20 protein-coding genes are annotated in these 22,595 nt (G+C 67.6%); all 20 read right to left on the bottom strand.

Annotated elements, in window-relative coordinates; translation table 11 throughout:
* Window positions 1-78: 78 nt before the first annotated feature.
* Window positions 79-1,617, bottom strand: coding sequence for a tRNA (N6-isopentenyl adenosine(37)-C2)-methylthiotransferase MiaB (gene miaB, locus HMPREF9006_RS01715; protein WP_009211802.1), 1,539 nt, complete (start codon window positions 1,615-1,617; stop codon window positions 79-81).
* A 35-nt stretch (window positions 1,618-1,652) separates the two neighbouring features.
* Window positions 1,653-2,123, bottom strand: a complete 471-nt coding sequence (locus tag HMPREF9006_RS01720) for a CinA family protein (RefSeq protein ID WP_009211803.1) — start codon at window positions 2,121-2,123, stop codon at window positions 1,653-1,655.
* A gap of 2 nt (window positions 2,124-2,125) precedes the next feature.
* On the bottom strand, window positions 2,126-2,749 hold the full coding sequence (locus tag HMPREF9006_RS01725; protein ID WP_009211804.1) for a regulatory protein RecX: 624 nt from the start codon (window positions 2,747-2,749) through the stop codon (window positions 2,126-2,128).
* A gap of 3 nt (window positions 2,750-2,752) precedes the next feature.
* Window positions 2,753-3,844 (bottom strand): recombinase RecA, encoded by a 1,092-nt coding sequence (gene recA, locus HMPREF9006_RS01730; protein ID WP_009211805.1) that lies wholly within the window; start codon window positions 3,842-3,844, stop codon window positions 2,753-2,755.
* A 211-nt stretch (window positions 3,845-4,055) separates the two neighbouring features.
* Window positions 4,056-4,280 carry a DUF3046 domain-containing protein gene (locus HMPREF9006_RS01735; RefSeq protein WP_009211806.1) on the bottom strand — a complete coding sequence of 75 codons (225 nt, stop codon included), beginning with the start codon at window positions 4,278-4,280 and terminating at the stop codon, window positions 4,056-4,058.
* A gap of 3 nt (window positions 4,281-4,283) precedes the next feature.
* Window positions 4,284-4,598, bottom strand: a complete 315-nt coding sequence (locus tag HMPREF9006_RS01740; protein WP_009211807.1) for a helix-turn-helix domain-containing protein — start codon at window positions 4,596-4,598, stop codon at window positions 4,284-4,286.
* 170 nt (window positions 4,599-4,768) lie between these two features.
* Window positions 4,769-5,482, bottom strand: coding sequence for a CDP-diacylglycerol--glycerol-3-phosphate 3-phosphatidyltransferase (pgsA, locus tag HMPREF9006_RS01745; RefSeq protein ID WP_009211808.1), 714 nt, complete (start codon window positions 5,480-5,482; stop codon window positions 4,769-4,771).
* Between the two features lie 17 nt (window positions 5,483-5,499).
* Window positions 5,500-8,343 carry a DNA translocase FtsK gene (locus HMPREF9006_RS01750; protein ID WP_009211809.1) on the bottom strand — a complete coding sequence of 948 codons (2,844 nt, stop codon included), beginning with the start codon at window positions 8,341-8,343 and terminating at the stop codon, window positions 5,500-5,502.
* Window positions 8,344-8,399: 56 nt separating this feature from the next.
* Window positions 8,400-9,299, bottom strand: a complete 900-nt coding sequence (locus HMPREF9006_RS01755; RefSeq protein ID WP_009211810.1) for a PfkB family carbohydrate kinase — start codon at window positions 9,297-9,299, stop codon at window positions 8,400-8,402.
* A gap of 112 nt (window positions 9,300-9,411) precedes the next feature.
* Complete coding sequence (locus tag HMPREF9006_RS01760) at window positions 9,412-11,106, bottom strand: ribonuclease J (RefSeq protein ID WP_034230843.1); 1,695 nt, start codon at window positions 11,104-11,106, stop codon at window positions 9,412-9,414.
* Between the two features lie 143 nt (window positions 11,107-11,249).
* Complete coding sequence (gene dapA / locus HMPREF9006_RS01765) at window positions 11,250-12,146, bottom strand: 4-hydroxy-tetrahydrodipicolinate synthase (protein WP_034230844.1); 897 nt, start codon at window positions 12,144-12,146, stop codon at window positions 11,250-11,252.
* Window positions 12,147-12,238: 92 nt separating this feature from the next.
* Window positions 12,239-12,769, bottom strand: a complete 531-nt coding sequence (locus tag HMPREF9006_RS01770; RefSeq protein WP_009211813.1) for a GNAT family N-acetyltransferase — start codon at window positions 12,767-12,769, stop codon at window positions 12,239-12,241.
* Window positions 12,766-13,506 (bottom strand): 4-hydroxy-tetrahydrodipicolinate reductase, encoded by a 741-nt coding sequence (dapB, locus tag HMPREF9006_RS01775; RefSeq protein ID WP_009211814.1) that lies wholly within the window; start codon window positions 13,504-13,506, stop codon window positions 12,766-12,768. The genes HMPREF9006_RS01770 and dapB overlap by 4 nt, the downstream gene beginning before the upstream one ends.
* Before the next feature lie 100 nt (window positions 13,507-13,606).
* The gene (locus tag HMPREF9006_RS01780) at window positions 13,607-14,911 is read right to left on the bottom strand and encodes a M16 family metallopeptidase (protein WP_009211815.1); all 1,305 of its coding nucleotides are present in this window, start codon (window positions 14,909-14,911) and stop codon (window positions 13,607-13,609) included.
* Window positions 14,912-15,042: 131 nt separating this feature from the next.
* Entirely contained in the window at window positions 15,043-17,385 is a 2,343-nt protein-coding gene (locus HMPREF9006_RS01785) for a polyribonucleotide nucleotidyltransferase (protein WP_009211816.1), read from the bottom strand.
* A 183-nt stretch (window positions 17,386-17,568) separates the two neighbouring features.
* Window positions 17,569-17,838 (bottom strand): 30S ribosomal protein S15, encoded by a 270-nt coding sequence (gene rpsO / locus HMPREF9006_RS01790; RefSeq protein WP_009211818.1) that lies wholly within the window; start codon window positions 17,836-17,838, stop codon window positions 17,569-17,571.
* A 194-nt stretch (window positions 17,839-18,032) separates the two neighbouring features.
* Entirely contained in the window at window positions 18,033-19,022 is a 990-nt protein-coding gene (locus HMPREF9006_RS01795) for a bifunctional riboflavin kinase/FAD synthetase (protein ID WP_009211819.1), read from the bottom strand.
* A 12-nt stretch (window positions 19,023-19,034) separates the two neighbouring features.
* Window positions 19,035-20,105: a tRNA pseudouridine(55) synthase TruB gene (truB, locus tag HMPREF9006_RS01800; protein WP_009211820.1), complete on the bottom strand. Its 1,071-nt coding sequence runs from the start codon at window positions 20,103-20,105 to the stop codon at window positions 19,035-19,037.
* 6 nt (window positions 20,106-20,111) lie between these two features.
* Complete coding sequence (rbfA, locus tag HMPREF9006_RS01805; RefSeq protein ID WP_034230845.1) at window positions 20,112-20,558, bottom strand: 30S ribosome-binding factor RbfA; 447 nt, start codon at window positions 20,556-20,558, stop codon at window positions 20,112-20,114.
* Window positions 20,559-20,661: 103 nt separating this feature from the next.
* On the bottom strand, window positions 20,662-22,595 hold a 1,934-nt coding region (infB, locus tag HMPREF9006_RS01810; protein ID WP_009211822.1), incomplete at its 5' end, for a translation initiation factor IF-2.

Raw genomic sequence — 22,595 nt, forward strand, 5'->3', positions numbered from 1 at the left:
GCTTCGCCGCCTCCACCGCGCAAACGTGCACGGCCGCTGCGGCACACCCGTCAGGTGCGCCCACGGCTGCGAGGCGCGCTAGCGCACGGGGCCGACCCGAAGCGTTGGCATTCCCAGGGCAACCGTTGCGTCGGACTCGGGCGAGGCCTGGCGAGCCTGCCACGCATCCCCCGCTCGGGTGCGCCGCACCTCGAAGAGGCCTCCGTGAGTTCCAGAGTCGGCGATGAGGTGGTGGGGTGCGCCGTAAGTCACCGTCGCCCGGATCATGTCCCCGGGGCGGGGCCGCTCACCCGCTGCCAAGCCTGCAGGCAGGGCCACGTGAACGAGGCGATTGTCCCGCGCCCGGCCCGAGATTCGATGGGTCGCCCCGTCCTTTCGCCCGTCGCCGGACGAGACGAGGACCTCCACGTCGGTTCCCACCAATGCGGCATTGTCCTGCGCGCAGATGCTCTCCTGGAGAGCCACGAGACGCTGGTAGCGTTCGAGCGCAACGTCGTCGGGAACCCGGTCCTCGCGATCCGCGGCGGGGGTGCCCGGGCGCGGAGAGTACAGGAAGGTGAAAGCTGACGTGAAACGCGCCTGCTCAACGACGTCGAGCGTGGCCTGGAAGTCCTCCTCCGTCTCTCCCGGGAATCCAACAATGATGTCGGTGGTGATCGCAGCATCCGGGATGGCGGCGCGTACGCGCTCGAGAATCCCCATGAAGCGCTCCCGCCGGTAGGATCGGCGCATCTGTCGAAGGACCGCATCGGAGCCCGACTGCAGCGGCATGTGCAGGCTGGGCATCACGGTCGGGGTGTTCGCCATCGCCTCGATCACATCGTCTGTGAACGCCGCCGGGTGCGGCGAGGTGAAGCGCACGCGTTCGATGCCATCGACTCGCCCGACGGCACGCAGAAGGTCGGCGAACGCACCGCGCTCACCGAAGCCAACGCCGTAGGAGTTGACGTTCTGCCCGAGGAGGGTCACCTCGATAGCCCCCTGGGATGCGACCGCCTCGACTTCTGCGAGGATGTCGCCGGGGCGCCGATCGCGTTCCTTGCCGCGCAGTCGGGGAACAATACAGAACGTGCACGTGTTGTTGCAGCCCACCGAGATCGATACCCACGCGGCATAGACGCTCTCGCGGTGGGTGGGAAGGGTCGACGGGAAGACCTTCAGGGATTCCTCGATCTCGACGGCCGCCTCGCTGTTATGCTCGGCTCGGCGCAGCAGAGCGGGAAGAACATCGATGTTGTGGGTTCCGAACACGGCGTCCACCCAGGGTGCCTTCTCCACGATGCCGTCACGCATCTGCTGAGCGAGGCACCCACCGACCGCGATCTGCATGCCGGGGCGCTTGCGCTTGACGGCAGCCAGCTGGCCGAGATTCCCAAAGAGGCGGGTCGCAGCGTTTTCCCGGACCGAACACGTGTTGATGACGACAACGTCCGCGCCCATGTCCCCCGCGTCGGTGGCACGCGCGGCGGCCTCGGGGACCTTCTCCACGGGAATCAAGCCCGCCTGCTCAAGCAGGCCCGCCATTCGCTCCGAGTCGTGTTCGTTCATCTGGCAGCCGAGCGTGCGCACCGCGTAGGTGCGAGGCAGCACAGCGTCCTGGGGTGTCATCGTATTCATCGCCCAAAAGTCTAGTCGCCCGCCCGCGCGCAAGCTCAGTCGAGCACGTCACGTACGAGGCGCAGCGCCGCGTCGATCGCACCGCGGCGAACGGCGGCTCGATCGCCCTCCAGGCGAAGCAGCCGATGGGCGTGTCCCCCCGGATACGCGCAGGCGACGTGAACCGTGCCCGCAGGAAAGCCATCGGATGCTCCGGGTCCGGCAACGCCCGTGGTCGCCACGCCCAGGGTTGCGCCGAAGAGCGTGCGCGCGCCCTGCGCCATCTCGATGGCAACCTCCCGGTCGACCGGTCCCGTCTGCGCCAGGCGCCTCTCGGACACTCCCAAGACCGACGCCTTGGTGTCCACCGCATAGGTGCACGCTCCGCCGCGCACGACCCTGGAGGCCCCGGGAACGTCGACGAGGCGCGACACGAGGCCACCTCCGGTGAGAGACTCTGCCGTGGCTATCGTCCACCCTGCACCCGCCAGCTTGTCGATGATCGCGGCCACTGCCACATCGTCCATTCTCACGGCGTGTCCCACGGCTCCTCCTGCGCCGCCTCCTCGCTCTCCCACGACGCCAGCGCGCGCGACACGGCGGCCGACGCGACCGACGGAGAGTACCCCTTGCGTGCCAGCATCGAGGCCAGGCGCCGATAGGCGGTCTGACGGCTGACTCCTTGCAGTGAGCGTCGCCTGCGGGCAACCAGGTCGTCAGCCCGCGCTTCCTCGTCGTCGCGGTCGATCTGCGCGACGGCTCGCTCGATGACGTCGGCCCCCAATCCCTTGCGCGACAGCGTATCGCGCAGGGCTCGCCCGGAGGCGCCCGTCGCCGCGAAGCGTGACCGGACGAGAGCGTCCGCGTAGGCTTGATCATCCACGAGGCCGACGGCCTCCAGGCGCGCCACGACCTCCTCGGCGACCTCGGTGCGAAACCCCCGCCCCACCATCGCGGCAACCAGTTCGGCGCGCGAGCACGCTCGGGCGTCAAGCTTGCGAAGAGCCACCTCGCGGGCTTCCTCAACGGCTTCGGTCCCGCTCAGGGCGGCGTTGCGTTCGCGGGCACGCGCCAGCCTCTCACCGGGGGAGGAACGAGGCGCGCGCTCCTCCCCCAGCTCCGGATGGTCCTCGGGATCCAGGTAGCGAACCACGGCCTAGAAGCCCGCGTCCTCGTCGGGGTCAATGGCCGAGGCCTCCTGCGAGGGCGCCTCGGGTTCGGGGGCGTCCCCGATTCCCAGCGAGAGCAGGATCTTCTGCTCAATCTCGTTCGCGAGCTCGGGGTTGTCTGCCAGGAATTGACGGACATTCTCCTTACCCTGACCGAGCTGGTCGTCCCCGTAGGTGAACCACGAGCCGGACTTGCGCACGATGCCGGCCTCGACGCCCATGTCGATGATGGAGCCCTCACGTGAGATTCCCTTGCCGTAGACGATATCGAACTCGGCCTGTTTGAAGGGAGGCGCCATCTTGTTCTTGACAACCTTGGCGCGCGTGCGGTTACCGACGGGAGCTCCGGCCTCCTTCAGGGTTTCGATGCGGCGCACGTCGATACGCACCGAGGCGTAGAACTTCAGCGCCTTGCCGCCGGTGGTCGTCTCGGGGGATCCAAAGAAGACGCCGATCTTCTCGCGCAGCTGGTTGATGAAGATCGCGGTCGTTCCCGTCGCAGACAGCGCGCCCGTGATCTTACGCAGCGCCTGGCTCATGAGGCGAGCCTGGAGTCCCACGTGGGAGTCACCCATCTCCCCCTCGATCTCTGCCTTCGGGACGAGCGCGGCGACGGAGTCGATGACGATGATATCGATGCCGCCTGAGCGAATCAGCATGTCCGCGATCTCGAGGGCCTGCTCGCCGGTATCGGGCTGGGACACGAGGAGCGAGTCCGTATCGACGCCGAGTGCGCGGGCGTAGACGGGATCGAGGGCGTGCTCGGCATCAATGAACGCAGCGTTGCCGCCGGCCTTCTGGGCGCTCGCGACCGCGTGCAGGGCAACCGTCGTCTTACCGGAGGATTCGGGTCCGTAGATCTCGATGACGCGGCCGCGCGGAAGGCCACCGATTCCGAGGGCGACGTCGAGGGCGAGGGAGCCGGTAGGGATCACCTGGACGGGGGGACGGTTGTCGTCACCCAATCGCATGACAGAGCCCTTGCCGAACTGTTTATCGATCTGCGAGAGCGCCACTTCGAGCGCCTTGTTGCGATCGTTGGCGATCGTCTTTGCCGCGGGTGCTTTACGGGCTGCCATGATGTTCCTTTCGTCTTCAGGCCTCTCCGGCCTGCGGGTGTCCTGGCCCAGATGCCGCCCCTCTCCGAGGCGCCATGACGAGTATGCGACCGGCCATCGTCGTTTGCGTCCGATGCGCGCTACCCTGTGGGCAACGCGCGTGGATGCCTCGCCGCAGGACAGCTTAGATGGAACAGGTGTTCGATGCTCACGCGACACGCCGCGCCTCGCGTCACCTCCGACGCTCGCGAGGATCGACGCGGTGGATCCAACGCGCGTCATCACGCCCCGTTTCACCGCACAGGGCCTCCCACACGGAGTCTGGATCCGCTCCTCCTGCAAGCGCCTCTCGGGCGGTCGCCCCCAGCGGGGAGAGGTAGAGGTCACTGACATAGGAGCGGCCGAGGGCCGACCCGAAGGTCGCCTCGACCGCCTCGTAGAACTCCGAATGCTTCACGCGTCAAGAGATGAGCGTGACGGGCATGATGTCATCAGGAACAGCGTCGGGAACAACCGCACCATCGATGACCGCCATGCGCTCGGACACCTCGCGCAAGACGAACCAGAGGGGAACGCGCAGGGCGGAGGTGATTGCGTCAAGGAGTTCGGAGGAGGCTTCCTTCTGCCCGCGTTCGACCTCTGAGAGGTAGCCGAGGGAGACCTGTGCCTCAGAAGAGACTTCGCGCAGGGTTCGACCCTGGCGCTGGCGGATGCCTCGCAGGACATCGCCGAGTTCGCTGCGCAGCAGCGGCCTTTCGCTCAGTGTCTTTTCCATAGTGTTACTCTAGCCGTTCTCGATCGGGGGTCGCATCGCCAGTTCGCGCATCGGACCAACGTAAGAGGCCGCAGTCTCGACGCCGAATGCGCTCATACCTCATCAACGCGCCCGCATTGGCGCCTATTCCGCCGGGACGCGATCCCACCTATGCATTGCGTCACCCAGGCTCAACTTTGGACGTGCTGACCGGCCGGGGTTCTTCCCTCGGTCTTGGTCTCCGGCTCCTCGGCCCGAGCCTCATCCCCGGCGTCGACGCTCTGCCCAGACGCGTCGCGCACGAGACGCGCCCCCTCCACGACGTAGGTGAAACCCGAGTAGAGGGTCAGCGCGAGCGCGACTCCCGCCAGGGCCTGCCCGAGGCGAATCATGACGACGACCCAGGCCTCGCTCGTGCTCGCAAGCTCCAGGAAGTGCGCCCACGGGATCAGCAGAGTGCCCAGCGCGATGATCTGCATGAAGGTCTTGAGCTTGCCCGCATTGTTCGCCGACACCACGACGCCCCTGCGTAGGAAGAACGCGCGCATCGCGGTGATTCCAAGCTCTCGACAAGCGATGAGCGCGGTCACCCACCACGGCAGATAGCCCTGGAGGCTGAGGAGGACGAATCCGCACAGCGTCAACGCCTTGTCGGCGATCGGGTCGACGATCCGACCGAAGTCGGTGATCTGACCCCACGAGCGGGCCAGCTGCCCGTCGAAGCGATCGGTGATGGCGGCCAGAGCGAAGACGACGAAGGCGAGCCACCGGGCGGTCCACGAATCCTGAAGCCCCAGGATGACGAACACGGGAACCAGAACGAGACGAGTCACGGTCAGCACGTTCGGCAGATTCACAACGGATACCTTGCTCTCTCGTTGTACACGCGACACGTTATCGGTCATGTCCGTTTCCTTTCTCCTCAGCGGCCTGTCAGCTGCCAAGCGTCCTCATCGTCGTCGGGTTCCTCATCGACCCACGTAGGTGACGAACCTCCAAAGTTATGACCAGAGTACGGGTCTAACCCGCCGGTGCGCGAATCGCCGGGCTCGGACGCGCCCGCGTCGTGACCGTGCGGCGCTTCCATCCCCTGCGCGCGGGCGGGCGCATCGACCGCTTCACCGCCGTCCGCGGCGCCCGCCGCATTCTCGGTACCCGCGCCCGGGACGGCCGGCTCGCCCGCGTCGTCGGCTTGCGCCTGCCCCGCCCCAATGCCCGCGGATTCGCCGCGCAACATCGCCAGGACCTCGGGCAGCTGCTCGGGAGCAACCAGAACCTGGCGCGCCTTGGATCCCTCCGACGGACCGACGATCTCCCGGGATTCGAGCAGGTCCATGAGTCGCCCGGCGCGAGCAAAACCGACGCGCAGCTTGCGTTGGAGCATCGAGGTTGACCCCAGCTGGGTCGACACCACGAGCTCGGCGGCCTGCAGGAGGTCTTCGAGGTCGTCGCCGATATCCTCGGCGACTTTGGCTTCCTTCTTATCGGGGACCACGTCGTCTCGGTAGTGCGCCTCCATCTGTCCCTTCACGTGGGCGACGACCTGGTGAATCTCCGACTCCGAGACCCAGGCTCCCTGCACGCGCATCGGCTTGGACGCGCCGGCCGGCAGGTAGAGGGCGTCACCCTGCCCGATGAGCTTCTCCGCTCCGGGCTGGTCGAGGATGGTGCGCGAGTCGGTCAGCGACGAGGTCGCGAAGGCGAGCCTGGAGGGAATGTTCGCCTTGATGAGGCCGGTGACCACATCGACAGAGGGACGCTGGGTGGCCAGCACCAGGTGAATGCCGGCGGCGCGCGCCAGCTGCGTGATCCGCTGGATCGATGCCTCCACGTCGCGGGGGGCGACCATCATCAGGTCGGCGAGCTCGTCAACGACCACCAGGAGGTACGGGTAGGGGTGGAGCGTGCGCTGCAAACCAGGCTTGGCCTGAACCTGTCCCGCGGCGACCGCCTTGTTGAAGTCGTCAATGTGCTTGAAGCCGTAGTCCGACAGGTCATCGTAGCGGGCGTCCATCTCCTTGACGACCCATTCAAGGGCCTCGGCGGCCTTCTTCGCATCCGTGATGATGGGTGAGATCAGGTGGGGGATGCCCTCGTAGATCGTGAGCTCCACGCGCTTGGGGTCGACGAGGATCATGCGCACCTGCTGGGGGGTCGCGCGCATCATGATCGAGGTAATCATCGAGTTGACGAAGGAGGACTTACCCGATCCCGTCTGGCCGGCGACCAGCATGTGCGGGGTCTTAGCCAGGTTGGTCACGACGTAGCCACCCTCGACATCCTTGCCCACGCCGACGACCAGCGGATGCTGGTTGCGGCGTGCGGCGGCCGAACGCAGCACGTCGCCCAGCGCAACGTTCTCGCGGTCGGCGTTGGGAATCTCGATGCCGATGGCGCTCTTGCCCGGGATTGGTGCGAGGATACGAACGTCCGCCGACGCGACCGCGTAGGCAATGTTCTTGGACAGGTTCGTGAGCTTGTCGACCTTGACGCCTGCCCCCAGGACGACCTCGTAGCGGGTGACCGTCGGGCCGCGGGAGAACCCGGTGACGCGCGCGTCGATATTGAAGTCCGCGAAAACCTGACCGAGCGCGGCCACGACCTGGTCGTTGACCGCCGAACGCGTCATGTGGGGCGGCCCGGACACCAGGAGGTCGTCGGATGGAAGCGTGTAGGAGATGGCCTCGTCGAGGTCGGGCTGGAATGCTCCCTCGGGTTCGTCGGTGATCGGAGGGGCCGCGGGTTCTTCCTCGGCCGGTGGGACGTGCGCGGGCACGCGTGCAGGCTCGCGCTCCTCGGCGGAAGCGACGGCGGGGCGCATCTGGGTGAGCATCTCCGTCGGCGCATCGGGCGAGGATGGGCGAGGCCGGGGCGTCGGGGCGTCGGCCGGCTGGGTCGTCGGAACCGCACCGGATTCGAGGAGCTGAGTCTGCGCGCCGGACTCCGTGTCGGTGGCCTTGCGGAAGGACTCGTCCCCGTCGTATTCGTCGAGGAACGTGTCGTCTCCGGCTGCCAGGTCCCTGCGCGTCTTCCGGCGCGCTTCCTTGGCTGGATCGCTCTCGCTCGCGTCGCCGTCCTTGTGATCCGCCCCGCCCAGTCGCGCCGCGAAATCGCGCAGACGAGCGGGAACGTCGGCAACGGCGGTCCGCGTGGCGAGCAGGATCGAGTACACCAGGAGCAGGATCATGAGGGCGCCGGCGCCCCACCCGGACAGCAGGAGGACGAGCGGGCGAGCAATGAACCAGCCGAGGACGCCCCCGGCCGCCTCAATGCCGGGGTCCTGCTCGAGGCCGGGGTTCCCGTGGGAGATGTGCACCAGGCCGGTCAGGGCCAGCGAGATTCCGATCCCGCCAGCAACGTGATGGGGCAGGGCCGAGCGACCGGACCGCGCCGAGACCAACTCGACGGCCAAGGCGACGAGAAGGAGCGGAACGACGACCGAGAAGATGCCGAAGAGGCCCGCCGAGGCATGATGGATGGCATCTCCGGCCTCGCCGGAGATCTGAAACCACTCTCGTAGGGCGATGACGATCGCCGCCGCTACGGCGACGAAGGCCGCCGCATCGCGCTTGACCTGAGGGTCGGTGGCCTTCCACGCCCGCTGGGCACCCAGAGCCGCCCGACCGAGGGCAGAAAAGAAGCGTGCCAGGAATCCCGGCTTCGCCCCCTGCCCCTGGGGTGCCTTGGCGGATCGGGAGGAGGCCGCTTTCGTGCGCGGACGCGCCGGGCCTTTACCGGAGGAGGAACGTGAAGACGATGATGCCATGATTGCTCCACGATATCGCCCGAGCCGCCCCCCGGCAGGAGGCGCGCCGCGTTCCCTCAGCGCAGGATATTAGTAACTACCCCGGTTTCGAGGACGTTCTCCACCTGCTCACGCGTCGGCACGGGCAGCGCTGACTCGTGGGAGATTGCCAGGGCCGCCCCGGCGTTGGCCATCAGGCATGCCGTCTCCAAGTCGTAGTCCAGGAGGAGACCAGCACACATCTCGGCAATGTGCGTGTCCCCCACGCCCGCCGTATCGGCGACGCGCGCTTCAAACGCGGGGATCGACACGACGGGGGCGTCGGCGTATTGCTGGATCTCGCTTCCTCGCGCGCCCACGCGCCGCACGGTCGCGGCGTCGGCACGCAGGTAGGAACGAATCGTCGACCCATGGCGATAGGCGTCCAGGATCCCGGCGAGCGCCGACGCCTCCCGACTGTTCATCGTCACGACGTCTGCCCGCGGGAAGATCGTCTCCCACGCCTCGACCGGAACCTGGGCGACTGCCGGAGACACCGAGACGACGAGCCTCACGCAGGCCGGCAGGGCAGCCGCCCACTCGCTCAGTTCGGACGCCGCGTGTGCGCTGGTCATGTCGGAGGCCGCCACGTGAACGACGTCCCCCTCGCGCAGCTCAATGTGCTCGAGGGTCGCTTTCGACGGCTCGGATTCCACGCCGGCTGTGACGACCGATCGCATGGCCCCGTCTTCGTCAATGAGCTGGATGACCACGCCGATATCGCCGACCAACTCCGGGGTGAGAACGTCCACCCCGGCCTCGACCAGCTGCTGGCGGACCGCGAAGGAGTTCGGGCCCGTGCCCAGCGGCGAGGCGGCCGCCGTGGGCACGCCCATGGCGGCCGCAGCACACAGCGTCGTGAAGCCCCCACCGGGCCGTGAACTCGCCGCATCGGCGTGCACCGACCCGCCGCGCTCAGGCATGTACGCGATATGCATCGGCAACACCAGCGCAACGGAGTGCGTCGAAATAAAACGGCCCGACACGAATCTTCCTTTCTTGTCCGCGCGGCTCCGCCGGGCACCGTGTCCCTCGGCGGATCGATTCGGCTTACTGCTCGGTAACCACCGGAACGATCATAGGACGGCGACGCAGACGGCGCGCGACCCAGCGTCCGATGACGCGACGCATCGCCTGCTGCAGGACGTAGGGGTCCTGTCCGCCGGGTGCGGCGGCCTCCTTGAGCGCCTGCGTGACGTCGGGAAGGATCTCCTCGAACACGTCGTCGTCCTCAGCCATGCCGATCGCACGAATCTCCGGGCCGGCCAGGACTGTCCCCGAATCACGCTCGACGACCGCGAAGATCGAGATGAACCCCTCCGACCCCAGGGTGCGGCGCGTAGCGAGCTCGTCCTCGGAGATCTCGCCGATCGAGCGGCCATCGACGTACACGTACTCACAGGGAACAACGCCCGACACGCGCGCGACGCCGTCTTTGAGGTCGACAGTCACGCCATCCTCGGCGAGGACCACGTGCCGCGGGTCGATACCCGTCTTGACCGCCAGCTGACCGTTGCCGACCAGGTGGCGAACCTCGCCGTGGATGGGCATCACGTTCCTGGGCTGAATGATGTTGTAGCAGTAGATGAGCTCCCCCGCGCTGGCGTGACCGGACACGTGGACCTTCGCGTTCTCCTTCGAGACGACGCGTGCGCCCAGGCGGGTCAGATCGTTAATGACGCGATAGACGGAATTCTCGTTGCCCGGGATGAGAGAGGAGGCGAGAACGACCATGTCGCCCGGCTCGATGCTCACCGTGCGGTGAGATCCCACGGACATGCGCGACAAGGCGGCCATGGGTTCTCCCTGCGAACCCGTCGCCATGTACACGCGCTGCGAGCGCGGCAGGTCGCCGATGTCCTTAAGGTCCACGATAACGCCGTCGGGAATCGACAGGTAGCCCTTCTCCTCGGCGATGCGCATGTTGCGTTCCATCGAACGACCCACGAAGGCGACGCGCCGACCGTGGTGGGCGGCCGCGTTGATGACCTGCTGGACGCGGTGGACATGCGAGGCAAACGAAGCGACAACGATCTGACCGCCCTCAGCCTCGCCAAACACCTGATCCAGAACCGGGCCAATCTCGCGCTCCGGCGTGATAAAACCGGGAACCAGGGCGTTCGTGGAGTCCACCATGAACAGGTCGACCCCCTCCTCGCCCATGCGCGCGAAGGCACGAAGATCCGTCAGGCGTCGGTCGAGGGGCAGCTGATCCATCTTGAAATCGCCCGTGATCAAGACATTGCCGGCCCGGGTGCGCACGAACACGGCGAGCGCGTCGGGGATCGAGTGCGTGACGGAGACGAACTCGAGGTCGAAGGGCCCCACATTCAAGCGGTCCCCTTCCGCGACCACGGTGAAGCCAGGGTCACTCAGGCGGTGCTCACGCAGCTTGGGGGCGACGAAGGCAAGGGTCAGGTCGGAGCCGTACAGGGGGATGTCGCCTCGCAGCTTGAGCAGGTAGGGAACGGCGCCGATATGGTCCTCGTGTCCGTGCGTCAGCACCATGCCGACGACGTCGTCCATGCGATCCTCGATCCACGAGAAATCGGGAAGGATCAGGTCAACACCCGGCTGACTCTCCTCGGGGAAGAGGACGCCGCAGTCCACGACCAGGAGCTTGCCCCGGTACTCCAGGACGTTCATGTTGCGCCCGACCTCGCCGAGGCCTCCCAGCGGGATGACTCTCAGAGCGCCCTCTTCCAGGGGCGCGGGTTCGGTGAGGTTCTCGTACAAAGACTTCATGATGCCAGTCTGCCACGTCGCGGCCTCTTTCCCATCATCGGGACTCACCGTTGGCGGGTCGCCCCCCTCACACTTGGCGCATCAATGCTTCCGGCGTGGGGCCGAGGCCGGTCCGCGGCGCCACGCTCCGGGCCGAGCGGGACTCACAGGAGCCCGGCAAGACGCAGGGCGCGACGCAGGGCGGACACCTCATCGTCGCTGATGCCTACCATGGGAAGGCGGACGGTCGGGCTATCGATAACGCCCTGCAGCCAGAGCGCATACTTGGCCAGGACCGCTCCCTGTCCCCCGCCCATGATTGCGTGCACGAGGGGGCGCAGCGAGTACGAGAGCTCGCGGGCCTCCCACACCTGATCGGAGTCGAGCAGCTCGATCATCCGACGATAGTGGGCGGAAGCGACGTGGGTGACGACCGAGATGAAGCCCGAGGCTCCGCCGGTCATCCACGCAAAGTTCAGGGCATCATCGCCCGAGTAGTATTCCAGGCCCGTTCGATGCATGCGTTCCACGCCGGTCTCCACGTCGCCGGTGGCGTCCTTCACCCCGAGGATACGGGGGTGCTGAGCGAGGATGTCCAGGGTCGCGTCGGAGAAGGCGATGCCCGTCCGACCGGGAATGTCGTAGAGCATGATCGGTAGGTCGGTCGCATCGGTGACCGCCCGCACGTGAGCACGCAGCCCCTCCTGCGAGGGCCGGTTGTAGTAGGGCGAGACGACCAGGAGGCCATCCGCGCCGTGTTCCTGCGCTCCCTGAGCGATTCGAACGGCGTGCGCCGTGTCGTTCGAGCACGCGCCGCACAGGATGAACGCCCGATCTCCCACGGCCTCGCGGACCGCGTCGGTCAGGTCGTTCTTCTCGGGCTGATGAGTCGTCGGGGACTCCCCCGTCGTTCCCGACAGGAGGATCGTGTCGCATCCTTCGTCGACGAGCTTGGTTGCCAGGCGCTGAGCGGAATCCAGGTCGACGTCACCCGACTGTGTCATGGGGGTGACCATGGCGGCGGCAAGAGAACCGAAGCGGCGGGGAGGAATGTTGCTCATGTTCCCCATCTTACGCGCGGCGCGGAACCGAAGAGCCGGGGCGGTCGCATGTCGAGCGTCATATGAGCGCGCCTCGCCTTCGCGGCGGGCCTTTAGTCGCGGTGCGCCCACCACATGTGCTGTGTCGTCCCCTCTCCCAGGCGACGAACCGCGCCCGAGGGGGCGAAACCCGCCGAGGTGAAGAAGCGCTGGCGCTGCTCGTCAGAGTCCCCGATCCACGCGCGCAACTGCCCGCGGGTGAGGTCGGCGATCGCCGAGAGCATGCGCGAGCCGTGTCCGCAGCGCCGGAAGTCCTCGTCCACCACCAGCTCATACACCTGCGTCGCGCCCTCTCGGTCCGTCTCGGGCTCGCAGCCGGCAGCGGCGTCGTCCGGTCCGGCCAGAGCGAAGCCGACGATCCGGGCGCCGTGGAGGGCGACGAGCGTCGTCCCTCCCGCGGGCCTGGGACGGGCCAGGGTCCGCCCCCACAGGCGGGCGAGGGACTCCTCGCTCACTCCCTGGGCGGCGAGCGTCTCCTCGCCCATCAGCGCCCGCCACGAAGCCAACTGCAGGGGCGCGATGGCGGCCTCGTCGCCCCGTTGGGCGGGCCTGACCGAGCGATCCGCGCTCGCGGGCGCGCTCACAGGTCCATCACCTGATCCAGCCCGATGGTCAGTCCCGTGCGCCCGCGCACACTTCTCACGCCCAGGAGCACGCCGGGCATGAAGGAGGAGCGATCGAAGGAATCGGTTCGGATGACGAGTTGCTCGCCCTCGTTGCCCAGGAGGATCTCCTCGGAGGCGGTGAGCCCGCGCAGGCGAACGGCGTGGACGGGGATGCCGTCCACGCGGCCGCCGCGGGCGCCCAGCTCGTCGGTCTGCGTCGCGTCGGGAAGCTCGCCCAGGCCCGCCTGTCTGCGAGCCTGCGCTATACCGAGCGCCGTCGCAACCGCCGTGCCGGAGGGGGCATCCATCTTCCCGGGATGGTGCATCTCAATGACCTCGGCGGATTCGAAGTACGGGGCCGCGAGCGCGGCAAACTTCATGGCCAGGACGGCGCCCATCGCAAAGTTGGGTGCAATCAGGACGGCGCGCCCCGCCTCGCGGGCGTGATCGCGGACGCGCGCGTAGGATTCCGGCGTCCACCCGGTCGTACCGACGACCACGTCCGCGCCGGCATCGATGAGGGCGTGCACGTTGGCTTCGGTCACGGTGGGGACGGAGAAGTCGACGGCGACGTGGGCGCCGTTGACACTGTCGGCGTTGATCTCATCGCCCGCGTCCAGCTGGGCCACGACCTCCATGTCGGGGGCGTTGCTCACCGCGTCGACGACGCTTGATCCCATGCGTCCCTTTGCCCCGGTTACTGCCACGCGTATCATTGCTCTCCTTGCGCTCGTTGATTGGTTGGTGTCAGGGTATGCGTGCCCGCGCCTCGTTCGCCTCCGACACCGCGCGGCGAGGGGCTTTTGCTGTTGTTCCCTACGTCTCGGGGAGCACCAGCGCTCGGCAGTCCATCGTCGACGCCAGGGAGGCGGCGAGTTCGCGCACGCCAGCGGCGTCGACCGCGTCGAACTCGGACAACGACTCGTCGATGGTTCGGTAGCGCCCAATGATCTCCGAGCGCCCCAGGCGCATCATGCGAGACCAGTTGTCTTCGAGGCCGAGGACGACTCCGCCGCGAACCTGGCCGCGCACGTGCGTCATTTCTTCGTCGGTGGGTCCGTCGCTGGCGAGGTCGTGCAGCTGGGCGCGCATGATGGTCTCGACCTCGGCCACGTTGTCGGGGCTGCATCCCGCGTACATGCCGAAGGTTCCCGTGTCGGAATAGCCCACGTCGAAGGCGTAGGTGGTGTAGGCCAGGCCCCGCTTCTCCCTCACCTCCTGGAAGAGGCGCGAGGACATGGACCCGCCCAGGATCGACAGGAGGACACTCATCGTCGGTCCCTGGGGGTCCGTGGCGGGTAGCCCCTCGCAGCCGATGATGACGTGGGCCTGCGTCACGTCGCGTCGGCGGGTGATGTCTCGGTCGTGCTCGGCGGGAGCGCTTCGCTGCGTCGATCGGCGAGGCCGAGGGGAGGCCACGGCGCGCTCGTCCCATGGTGAGGCGTCGAGAGCGGCCTGCACGCGCTCGCACACGTGGTCGTGATCAACGTTGCCTGCGGCCGCCACGATCAGGGAGGCGGGCCCATAGTGCGCCTGGTAGTGGTCCCACACGTCGTCGCGCGTCACCGCGGAGATGGCCCGCGCGGTTCCTCCCACGGGGCGACCGATGGGGCGGTCGCCGTGAACGGCCAGCTGGAAGGCATCGTGAACGGTCTCGGTGGGCGAGTCCTCCCCCATTGCCAGCTCGTCGAGGATCACGCAGCGTTCCGTCGCGAAGTCTGCTTCGTCGAGGCGCGAGTCGCTCACCATGTCGGCGAGCGTCTCGATGGCCATGTCCAGGTCGGCGTCGCGCACGCGCGCCCAATAGGCGGTGTGTTCTCGGGCGGTCTCCGCGTTGGACTCCCCGCCCACCGAGTCGAAGGCAATCGCGATATCCAGGGAGGAACGAGCGCGCGTCCCCTTGAAGAGGAGGTGTTCCAGGAAGTGCGTCGAGCCGGCCGTCTTCTCGTCCTCGTCGCGCGAGCCGACGGGCACCCACAGGGACACTCCCGCGCTCTTGGTCGCCGGGATTACCTGCGACAGAACACGCGCTCCGCAGCTCAGGATCGTTCGATCGATGCGGGTGTCTCCGTCCTCGATTCTCAGGTGAGCTTCGTCAAGCGGCAGCGGCTTCGGCGTCATTTTTCTCCTCTTGCGTCCCCGGGGGCGGGGTTGGCACGAAACGTTCACAGTGTAGCCGTAAAAGGGCCGGTGGCCGGGCGGAGCACATGCCCCGTCCCGGCCACCGGTCTGATTCAGCTACCGGGAGTTACTCACTCCTCGGAGACGCCGTCCTCGCGGTCCTCGTCGCGGCGGCGGCGCGTACGGGTCCGGGGGCGACGCTCACGGCGCTCCGAACGATCACGGCGCTCGCGACGCTCACTCTGCTCGCCCTCGCTGGCCTCCAGCTCTCCGGCCTCGCCATCGATGACGGCGTGCAGGCTCAGCTTGCCGCGGTCGCCGATCTCGTTGATCTCGACCTCGACCTGCTGGCCGACCTGCAGCACATCATCCACGGAGTCGATGCGCTTGCCGCCCACGAGGCGGCGCACCTGCGAGATGTGCAGGAGGCCATCCTTGCCGGGGGTCAGCGAGACGAACGCGCCAAACGAGGTCGTCTTGACCACCGTTCCGACGAAGCGCTCGCCGACCTCGGGCATCTGCGGGTTGGCGATCTGGTTCACCATGGTGCGGGCGGCCTCGGCCGAGGCACCATCCGCAGACGCGATGTACACAGTGCCGTCGTCCTCGATGGTCACGTCGGCGCCGGTCTCGTCCTGGATCTGGTTGATCATCTTGCCCTTGGGGCCGATGACCTCGCCGATCTTGTCGACGGGAACCTTGACGGTGATGATGCGAGGAGCGTTCGGGCTCATCTCGTCGGGACCGTCAATGGCCTGGCTGATGAGGTCCAGGATCGCCAGGCGAGCGTCGCGGGCCTGGGCGAGCGCGGCGCGCAGAACCTGAGAATCGATCCCGTCGAGCTTGGTGTCCAGCTGCAGGGCTGTGATGAAGTCGCGGGTACCGGCAACCTTAAAGTCCATGTCGCCGAAGCCGTCCTCGGCGCCCAGGATGTCGGTGAGGGTCACGGCCTTGGCCTGGCCGTCGACCTCGCCGGTCATGAGACCCATCGCGATGCCGGCGACGGGGGCGCGCAGCGGCACGCCGGCCTGCAGGAGCGACAGGGTCGAGGCGCACACCGAGCCCATGGAGGAGGAGCCGTTGGAGCCCATCGTCTCGGAGACCTGACGAATCGCGTAGGGGAAGTCCTCGCGCGAGGGCAGGACGGGCAGAAGGGCACGCTCGGCCAGGTCGCCGTGGCCGATCTCGCGGCGCTTCGGGGAGCCGACGCGACCGACCTCACCGGTGGAGAAGGGCGCAAAGTTGTACTGGTGCATGTAGCGCTTGGAGTTGACGGGCGACAGGTTGTCGATCTGCTGCTCCATGCGCAGCATCGCCAGCGTCGTCACGCCCAGGATCTGGGTTTCGCCACGCTGGAAGAGTGCGGAGCCGTGGACGCGGGGCAGGACCTCGACCTCGGCCGACAGGGAACGGATCTGGCGCGGGGTGCGACCATCCATGCGGATCTCTTCGCGCAGTGTGCGGCCCCGGATGGTGGCCTTCTCCAGGGAACGGAACGCCGCCTTGAGGCTCTTCTCGCCCTCGGGGAAACGCTCGGCGAGCGCCTCAAGCATCTCCTCCTTGACGGCGTCAACGGCCTCGTCGCGGGCAAGCTTGCCCTCGGTGAGCAGCGCCTGGGCAATCTTCTCGCCGGCCCACTCCTGGACGGCGGCGTACTCCTCGTCGGTGTAGTCCAGGAACAGCGGGAACTCGGCGGTCTCCTTCGAGGCCTTCTCGGCAACCTTCATCTGAGCCTCGCACAGCGCCTTGATGAAGGGCTTGGCGGCCTCAAGACCGTCGGCGACGACGTCCTCGGTGGGGGCGGTGGCGCCGGCCTGGATGAGATCCCACTCATTCTTGCCGCCGCCGGCTTCGACCATCATGATCGCGACGTCTTCGGTGCCGTCTTCCTTCGTGACGATGCGTCCGGCGACCACGATGTTGAACACGGAACGCTCAAGCTCGCTCCAGCGCGGGAACGCGACCCACTGGTCGTCGATGAGCGCCAGGCGGGTGCCGCCGATCGGACCGGTGAAGGGCAGGCCCGCGATCTGGGTGGACATGGAGGCGGCGTTGATGGCCAGGACGTCGTAGGCGTCATCCGGGTCGATCGTCAGCACCGTCTCGACGACCTGGACCTCGTTGCGCAGCCCCTTGACGAAGCCGGGACGCAGCGGGCGGTCAATGAGTCGGGCGGCCAGGATGGCCTCGGTTCCGGCGCGTCCCTCGCGGCGGAAGAAGGAGCCAGGAATCCGTCCCGCGGCGTACTGACGTTCCTCAACGTCGACGGTCAGCGGGAAGAAGTCGAACTGGTCCTTGGGGTTCTTGCCAACCGTCGTGGCCGACAGGACGGTCGTTGCGTCGTCCAGGTAGGCCAGGGCCGAGCCTGCGGCCTGCTTGGCGAGGCGGCCAGTCTCGAAGCGCACGGTGCGCTTGCCGAAACGGCCGTTGTCGATGATCGCCTCTGCGGCGATGATGTCGGAGCCTTCCATCATGGGGCGTTTCTCCTTGGTGTGTTGGTATCGCGCTCCACTTCGGCCTTCGATCGAAGCCCACGGATCAACGCTCCGGAGGCCACTGTCGAAAACCGGCGGCTTGTGCGCGAGAAATACGGTATGCCCGAGGCGGGCGCATGAAAACCGGCCCGTCTCCGCATCGGGAGGCGGGCCGGCACGCGGTCATCGGCGCAGGCCGAGACGCTTGATGAGCGAACGGTAGCGCTCAATGTCGATGTCAGCCAGGTAACCCAGCAGGCGACGACGACGGCCGACCAGCAGCAGCAGGCCACGACGGGAGTGGTGGTCGTGCGTGTGGGTCTTGAAGTGCTCGGTCAGATCCTTGATGCGCTGGGTCAGCAGCGCGATCTGAACCTCGGGGGAACCGGTGTCGCCCTCGTGGGTCGCGTACTCGGCGATGATCTGGTCCTTGACGTCCTTGCTCAGCGGCACAGGCTTCTCCTTTGTATTCGTTGCGCGGGGCACCCGGGCTTGTCCCGGATGCTGACGATCCGCGGCCGATCGACGGCCTTTCTACAGTAGCACGCCCTCGCCCCGAGGCGACAAACGAGCGACGTAACTAACGAAACAGCTTGTCGCGGCGCGCGGGCACCGCGACGCAGCGCAGCGGCAAGTCGGGCGCCGCGCTATCGGGCGGTCACCGAGTCCGGGTCGACGCGTCCCGCGACACCAATTCCGAGAATGGAGGCCGTCTGCCTCAGGTCATCATCCATCTGCGTGAGCAGGTCGTCGAGGGAGGCGAAGGACTGCATGGGTCGGATGCGGGACACGAAGGTCACGGCGATGCGTTCGCCGTAGAGGTTCAGGTCCGATCGCCCCAGGACGTGCGCCTCGACCGTGCGCGTCTCGCCGCTGAACTGCGGGTTGGTGCCCACCGATATGGCGGCGGGCAGGAACTCGGCGGATTGGGTGCCGGGCACGGCGCGCACGACCCAGCCGGCGTAGACTCCGTCGGCGGGGATCACTCCTTCGACGTCCTCGGAGAGGTTGGCCGTCGGGAAGCCAAGGGCGCGGCCCCTCTTGAAACCGTGGCAGACGCTGCCACGGATGCGGTGCAGGTGACCGAGGACGCGGGCTGCTCCGGAGACGTCGCCGGCGGCCAGGAGTTCGCGTACCCACGAGGAGGACCAGCGTCGCCCCTCCGGCGCCTCAATGTCGGTGACGGTGATGACGTCGAAGCCGTAGGAGCGTCCCAGCGCCCGCAGGGTGTCGATCGTGCCCGCGTTTGCGCGCCCGAAACGGAAGTCCTCGCCGACCACGACCTCGCGCGCCCCGCAGCGCCCGACCAGGTACTCGTCGACGAACTCGTCGGCGTCCAGGCTGTAGACGCTGGCGTCGTAGTGGGCCACGAGCGTCGCGTCGAGTCCTGCTGCAGCCATCGCGTCGAGGCGGTCGCGCAGTGGGGAGATGAGCTGGAGGCCCACCTCCGGCCGGTGCACCTGGATCGGGTGCGGGTCGAAAGTGATGGCGACCGCGTCGACGCCCAGCTTGCGTGCCCGTTCGACGCAGGTGGCGATGACCTTCTTGTGCCCGTTGTGCATGCCATCGAAGTTACCGATGGTCACCACGGCGGACTCGTTACCGGGGATTTCCGCGAGGGAATGCCAGACTTTCATGCTCTCTCTTTCCTAAAAGACCAGGACGGTTCTCAGGCGCCCTCCGTCGATGCGCACCAGGCCGAGGACGTTGCCTCCCGGGTCGAGCGCCGCGATCGGCGGATCGTCCCCGCGGCTCGCGGTACCCTCGCGCGGGGAAGCGGCTTCGGCCCCATCGCCGAGGCGCCATCTCTCCAGCTCGTCGGGGGAGCGCTTGGGGGCCTGGCCATGGAGGAATGCGCCGGCCTCGGCGCCGCTCAGGTGCAGGGAGGGGAACATGGCGCGGGCGGCGTGGCCCAGGGGAATCAGGGGGAGGACGGGCCGATCGCTCTGGGCGGTGCTCGCCTCTGCCGTCGCGGCGGCGAGCTCGTCCAGTGTGAGGGCTCCTTCCAGGGGGAAGTCTCCGACGCGCGTGCGGCGCAGCGCGATCAGGTGGGCTCCGACCCCCAGCGCCTCACCTGCGTCGCGCGCGAGTGCCCGCACGTACGTGCCCGAGGAACATTCAACGGCCACGTCCACGTCGGCGACGCGGACCGGGCGCTGCGTCCGCGGGGTGTCGGGCCTCTCCCCCGCCCCGGCGTTGTCGGCCTCTGCCACGGTGGCCTCGGCGAGGCGCGGCGGCGCGAGAACCTCCAGGCGAGACACGCGTACCGGCCTAGCCGCGAGCATCACATCCTCGCCCGCGCGGGCGAGTGCGTACGCGCGCTTGCCTCCCACTTTGATCGCCGAGACGGTCGTGGGAACCTGCATGATGTCACCGCGCAGGGGCGCGAGCGCCCGCTCGAGGTCCTCCCCGCTCAGCGAGGAGCACCCGCGCACTCGCGTGGGCACGCCCTCGGCGTCGTCGGTGTTGGTGGCGATGCCGAAACGAATCGTCGCCACGTACTCTTTCGAGTGTCCGCTCACCCACGTGAGGAGCTTCGTCGCCTTGCCGACGCCGACAACGAGGACGCCGGTGGCCATCGGGTCCAGCGTGCCCCCGTGCCCCACCTTGCGGGTCTTGGCCAGGCGACGCACCCGCGAGACAACGTCGTGGCTCGTGATCCCGGCGGGCTTGTCGATCACGAGGAGGCCGGGGCGGGGGTTGTCGCAACGGCGCGCCATCGGCGTCTACGCCCGTTCCTCGTCGGCGTCGTCCTCGTCGTCGCGGCGATAGGGGTCGGCATCGCCGGCGTAGGACGCGCCGACCGACGCGGCCGCGATCGCCTCGTCCTTTGCTTTGGCCTGAGCCAACGCTTCCTCGAGTGCCGCCGCGCTCTCGGGGAGGGCGTCGAGAATGAACTCGAGGGAGGGGGTCAGTCGCAGCCCGAGCGCCTTGCCCACTCGCGAGCGGAAGAGTCCCTGCGCCGAGGCGAACGCCCGCGCGGCCCTGCTGCGCTGCTCGTCGTCGCCGAGAACCGTGTAGAACACGGATGCGTGCTGCAGGTCGCCCGTGACTCGCACGTCCGTAATCGTCACGAGCTCCAGGCGCGGATCCTTCACCTGCCGACCAATCATCGACGCGACCGTCTGCAGGATCCTCTCCTGCACCTTGCGAACGCGAGCCTCGTCAGCCATCGCGACCTCCTTCCGGGCGCACGCGCCCATCCTTCGAATCACTTAATGGTAGAAGATCGGGGTCCGAGCGCACGCCCGGACCCCGATACGTCACGCCTTGCGATCAGTCGCGAGCCTTCTCGCGCATCTCCCAGGTTTCGATGACGTCGCCCTCGGCGATGTCCTTGTACCCCAGGGTGATGCCACACTCGTAGCCCTCGCGGACCTCGGTGACGTCGTCCTTCTCGCGACGCAGGGACGCGATCTCGAGGTTGTCGGCCACCACAACGCCGTCGCGCACGAGGCGCGCCTTGGCGCCGCGCTTGATCGTGCCGGAGCGGACGATGGAACCCGCGATGTTGCCGAACTTACCGGAACGGAACACCTGACGGATCTCGGCGCTGCCGAGCGCAACCTCCTCGTAGATCGGCTTGAGCATGCCCTTGAGGGCGGCCTCGATGTCGTCGATCGCGGAGTAGATGACGTTGTAGTACTTGATCTCGACGCCCTCGGCATCGGCCATCTCGGCCACGCGCTCGGCGGGTCGAACATTGAAGCCGATGATGACCGCGTTGTCGACGGTCGCGAGGTTGACGTCGTTCTGCGTGATGGCACCCACGCCACGGTGGATGATGCGCAGCGCGACCTCGTCACCCACGTCGATTCGGAGCAGCGAGTCTTCCAGCGCCTCGACGGCGCCGGACACGTCGCCCTTGATGACGAGGTTGAGGGTGTCGACTTCTCCCTCCGCGAGGACCTTGTCGAAGTCCTCCAGGGAGACGCGCTTGCGACGCTTGGCGAGCAGCGCCTGACGCTCCGCAGCCTCTCGCTTGTCGGCGATCTGGCGCGCCGTACGGTCGTCGGCGGCGACCAGGAAGGAGTCGCCAGCGCGCGGGACGGACGTCAGGCCGAGGACGGCGACCGGGGTCGAGGGTCCGGCCTCGGAGACGTCGTTGCCCGAGTCGTCGAACATGGCTCGCACGCGGCCGTGGGAGGAGCCCACGACGAGCGAATCGCCGACGCGCAGCGTACCGCGCTGAACGAGCATGGTCGCAACCGCGCCGCGCCCCTTGTCGAGGTTCGCTTCGATGGCGACACCTCGGGCGTCCGTGTTCGGGTTGGCCTCCAGGGTCAGCGCCGCATCCGCCGTCAGCAGGACAGCCTCGAGGAGCTCGTGGATGCCCGTGCGCTGCTTGGCCGAGATGTTGACGAACATGACGTCGCCGCCGTATTCCTCCGCGACCAGGCCGTACTCGGTGAGCTGGGAGCGGATCTTGTCGGGGTTCGCGCCGTCCTTATCGATCTTGTTGACCGCCACGACGATGGGCACTCCGGCCGCCTGGGCGTGGTTGATCGCCTCGACCGTCTGCGGCATGACGCCGTCATCGGCCGCGACCACGAGGATCGCGATGTCAGTGACCTGGGCGCCGCGAGCACGCATGGCGGTAAAGGCCTCGTGTCCGGGGGTGTCGATGAAGGTGATGCGTCGGGGGGTTCCGTCCTCCGCCTTGACCTTGACCTGGTAGGCACCGATGTGCTGGGTGATGCCGCCGTGCTCGCTGTCGACGACATCGGTGTGGCGAATGGCGTCGAGCAGCTTCGTCTTGCCGTGGTCGACGTGGCCCATGACGGTGACGACCGGGGGCCGGGGCGCCATGTTCTCGGCGTCATCGAGCTCTTCAGCTTCGAGGTCGATGTCGAAGGACTCGAGCAGCTCGCGGTCCTCGTCCTCGGGGGAGACGACCTTGACGTCGTAGCCGAGCTCGGCGCCCAGGGCCTCGAAGGTGTCCTGGTCCAGGGACTGGGTGGCCGTGGCCATCTCGCCCAGGGCGAAGAGGACCGTCACGAGGGCTGCGGGATTGACGTCGATCTTCTCGGCGAGATCCGCCAGGGACGCACCCTGGCGAATGCGGATCTGTGCGCCGCCTCCGCGCGGGATGGACACGCCGCCGATCACGGGAGCATTCTGCTGCTCGTACTCTTGACGCTTGGCACGCTTGGACTTGCGTCCGCGCTGCGAGCGGCCACCTCCGCGGCCGAACGCGCCCGGCGTGGAGC

It is taken from the genome of Actinomyces sp. oral taxon 180 str. F0310, assembly GCF_000185285.1.
Taxonomy (GTDB): domain Bacteria; phylum Actinomycetota; class Actinomycetes; order Actinomycetales; family Actinomycetaceae; genus Pauljensenia.

Coding starts and splice junctions, on each gene's coding strand:
- rbfA (WP_034230845.1), bottom strand. CDS start 20,558: ATGGCTGACGAGGCTCGCGTTCGCAAGGTGCAGGAGAGGATCCTGCAG.
- HMPREF9006_RS01795 (WP_009211819.1), bottom strand. CDS start 19,022: ATGAAAGTCTGGCATTCCCTCGCGGAAATCCCCGGTAACGAGTCCGCC.
- pgsA (WP_009211808.1), bottom strand. CDS start 5,482: ATGACCGATAACGTGTCGCGTGTACAACGAGAGAGCAAGGTATCCGTT.
- miaB (WP_009211802.1), bottom strand. CDS start 1,617: ATGAATACGATGACACCCCAGGACGCTGTGCTGCCTCGCACCTACGCG.
- HMPREF9006_RS01780 (WP_009211815.1), bottom strand. CDS start 14,911: ATGACGCCGAAGCCGCTGCCGCTTGACGAAGCTCACCTGAGAATCGAG.
- HMPREF9006_RS01740 (WP_009211807.1), bottom strand. CDS start 4,598: ATGGAAAAGACACTGAGCGAAAGGCCGCTGCTGCGCAGCGAACTCGGC.
- dapA (WP_034230844.1), bottom strand. CDS start 12,146: ATGAGCAACATTCCTCCCCGCCGCTTCGGTTCTCTTGCCGCCGCCATG.
- HMPREF9006_RS01755 (WP_009211810.1), bottom strand. CDS start 9,299: ATGCATATCGCGTACATGCCTGAGCGCGGCGGGTCGGTGCACGCCGAT.
- HMPREF9006_RS01750 (WP_009211809.1), bottom strand. CDS start 8,343: ATGGCATCATCGTCTTCACGTTCCTCCTCCGGTAAAGGCCCGGCGCGT.
- HMPREF9006_RS01785 (WP_009211816.1), bottom strand. CDS start 17,385: ATGATGGAAGGCTCCGACATCATCGCCGCAGAGGCGATCATCGACAAC.
- truB (WP_009211820.1), bottom strand. CDS start 20,105: ATGGCGCGCCGTTGCGACAACCCCCGCCCCGGCCTCCTCGTGATCGAC.
- HMPREF9006_RS01720 (WP_009211803.1), bottom strand. CDS start 2,123: ATGGACGATGTGGCAGTGGCCGCGATCATCGACAAGCTGGCGGGTGCA.
- HMPREF9006_RS01760 (WP_034230843.1), bottom strand. CDS start 11,106: ATGAAGTCTTTGTACGAGAACCTCACCGAACCCGCGCCCCTGGAAGAG.
- recA (WP_009211805.1), bottom strand. CDS start 3,844: ATGGCAGCCCGTAAAGCACCCGCGGCAAAGACGATCGCCAACGATCGC.
- dapB (WP_009211814.1), bottom strand. CDS start 13,506: ATGATACGCGTGGCAGTAACCGGGGCAAAGGGACGCATGGGATCAAGC.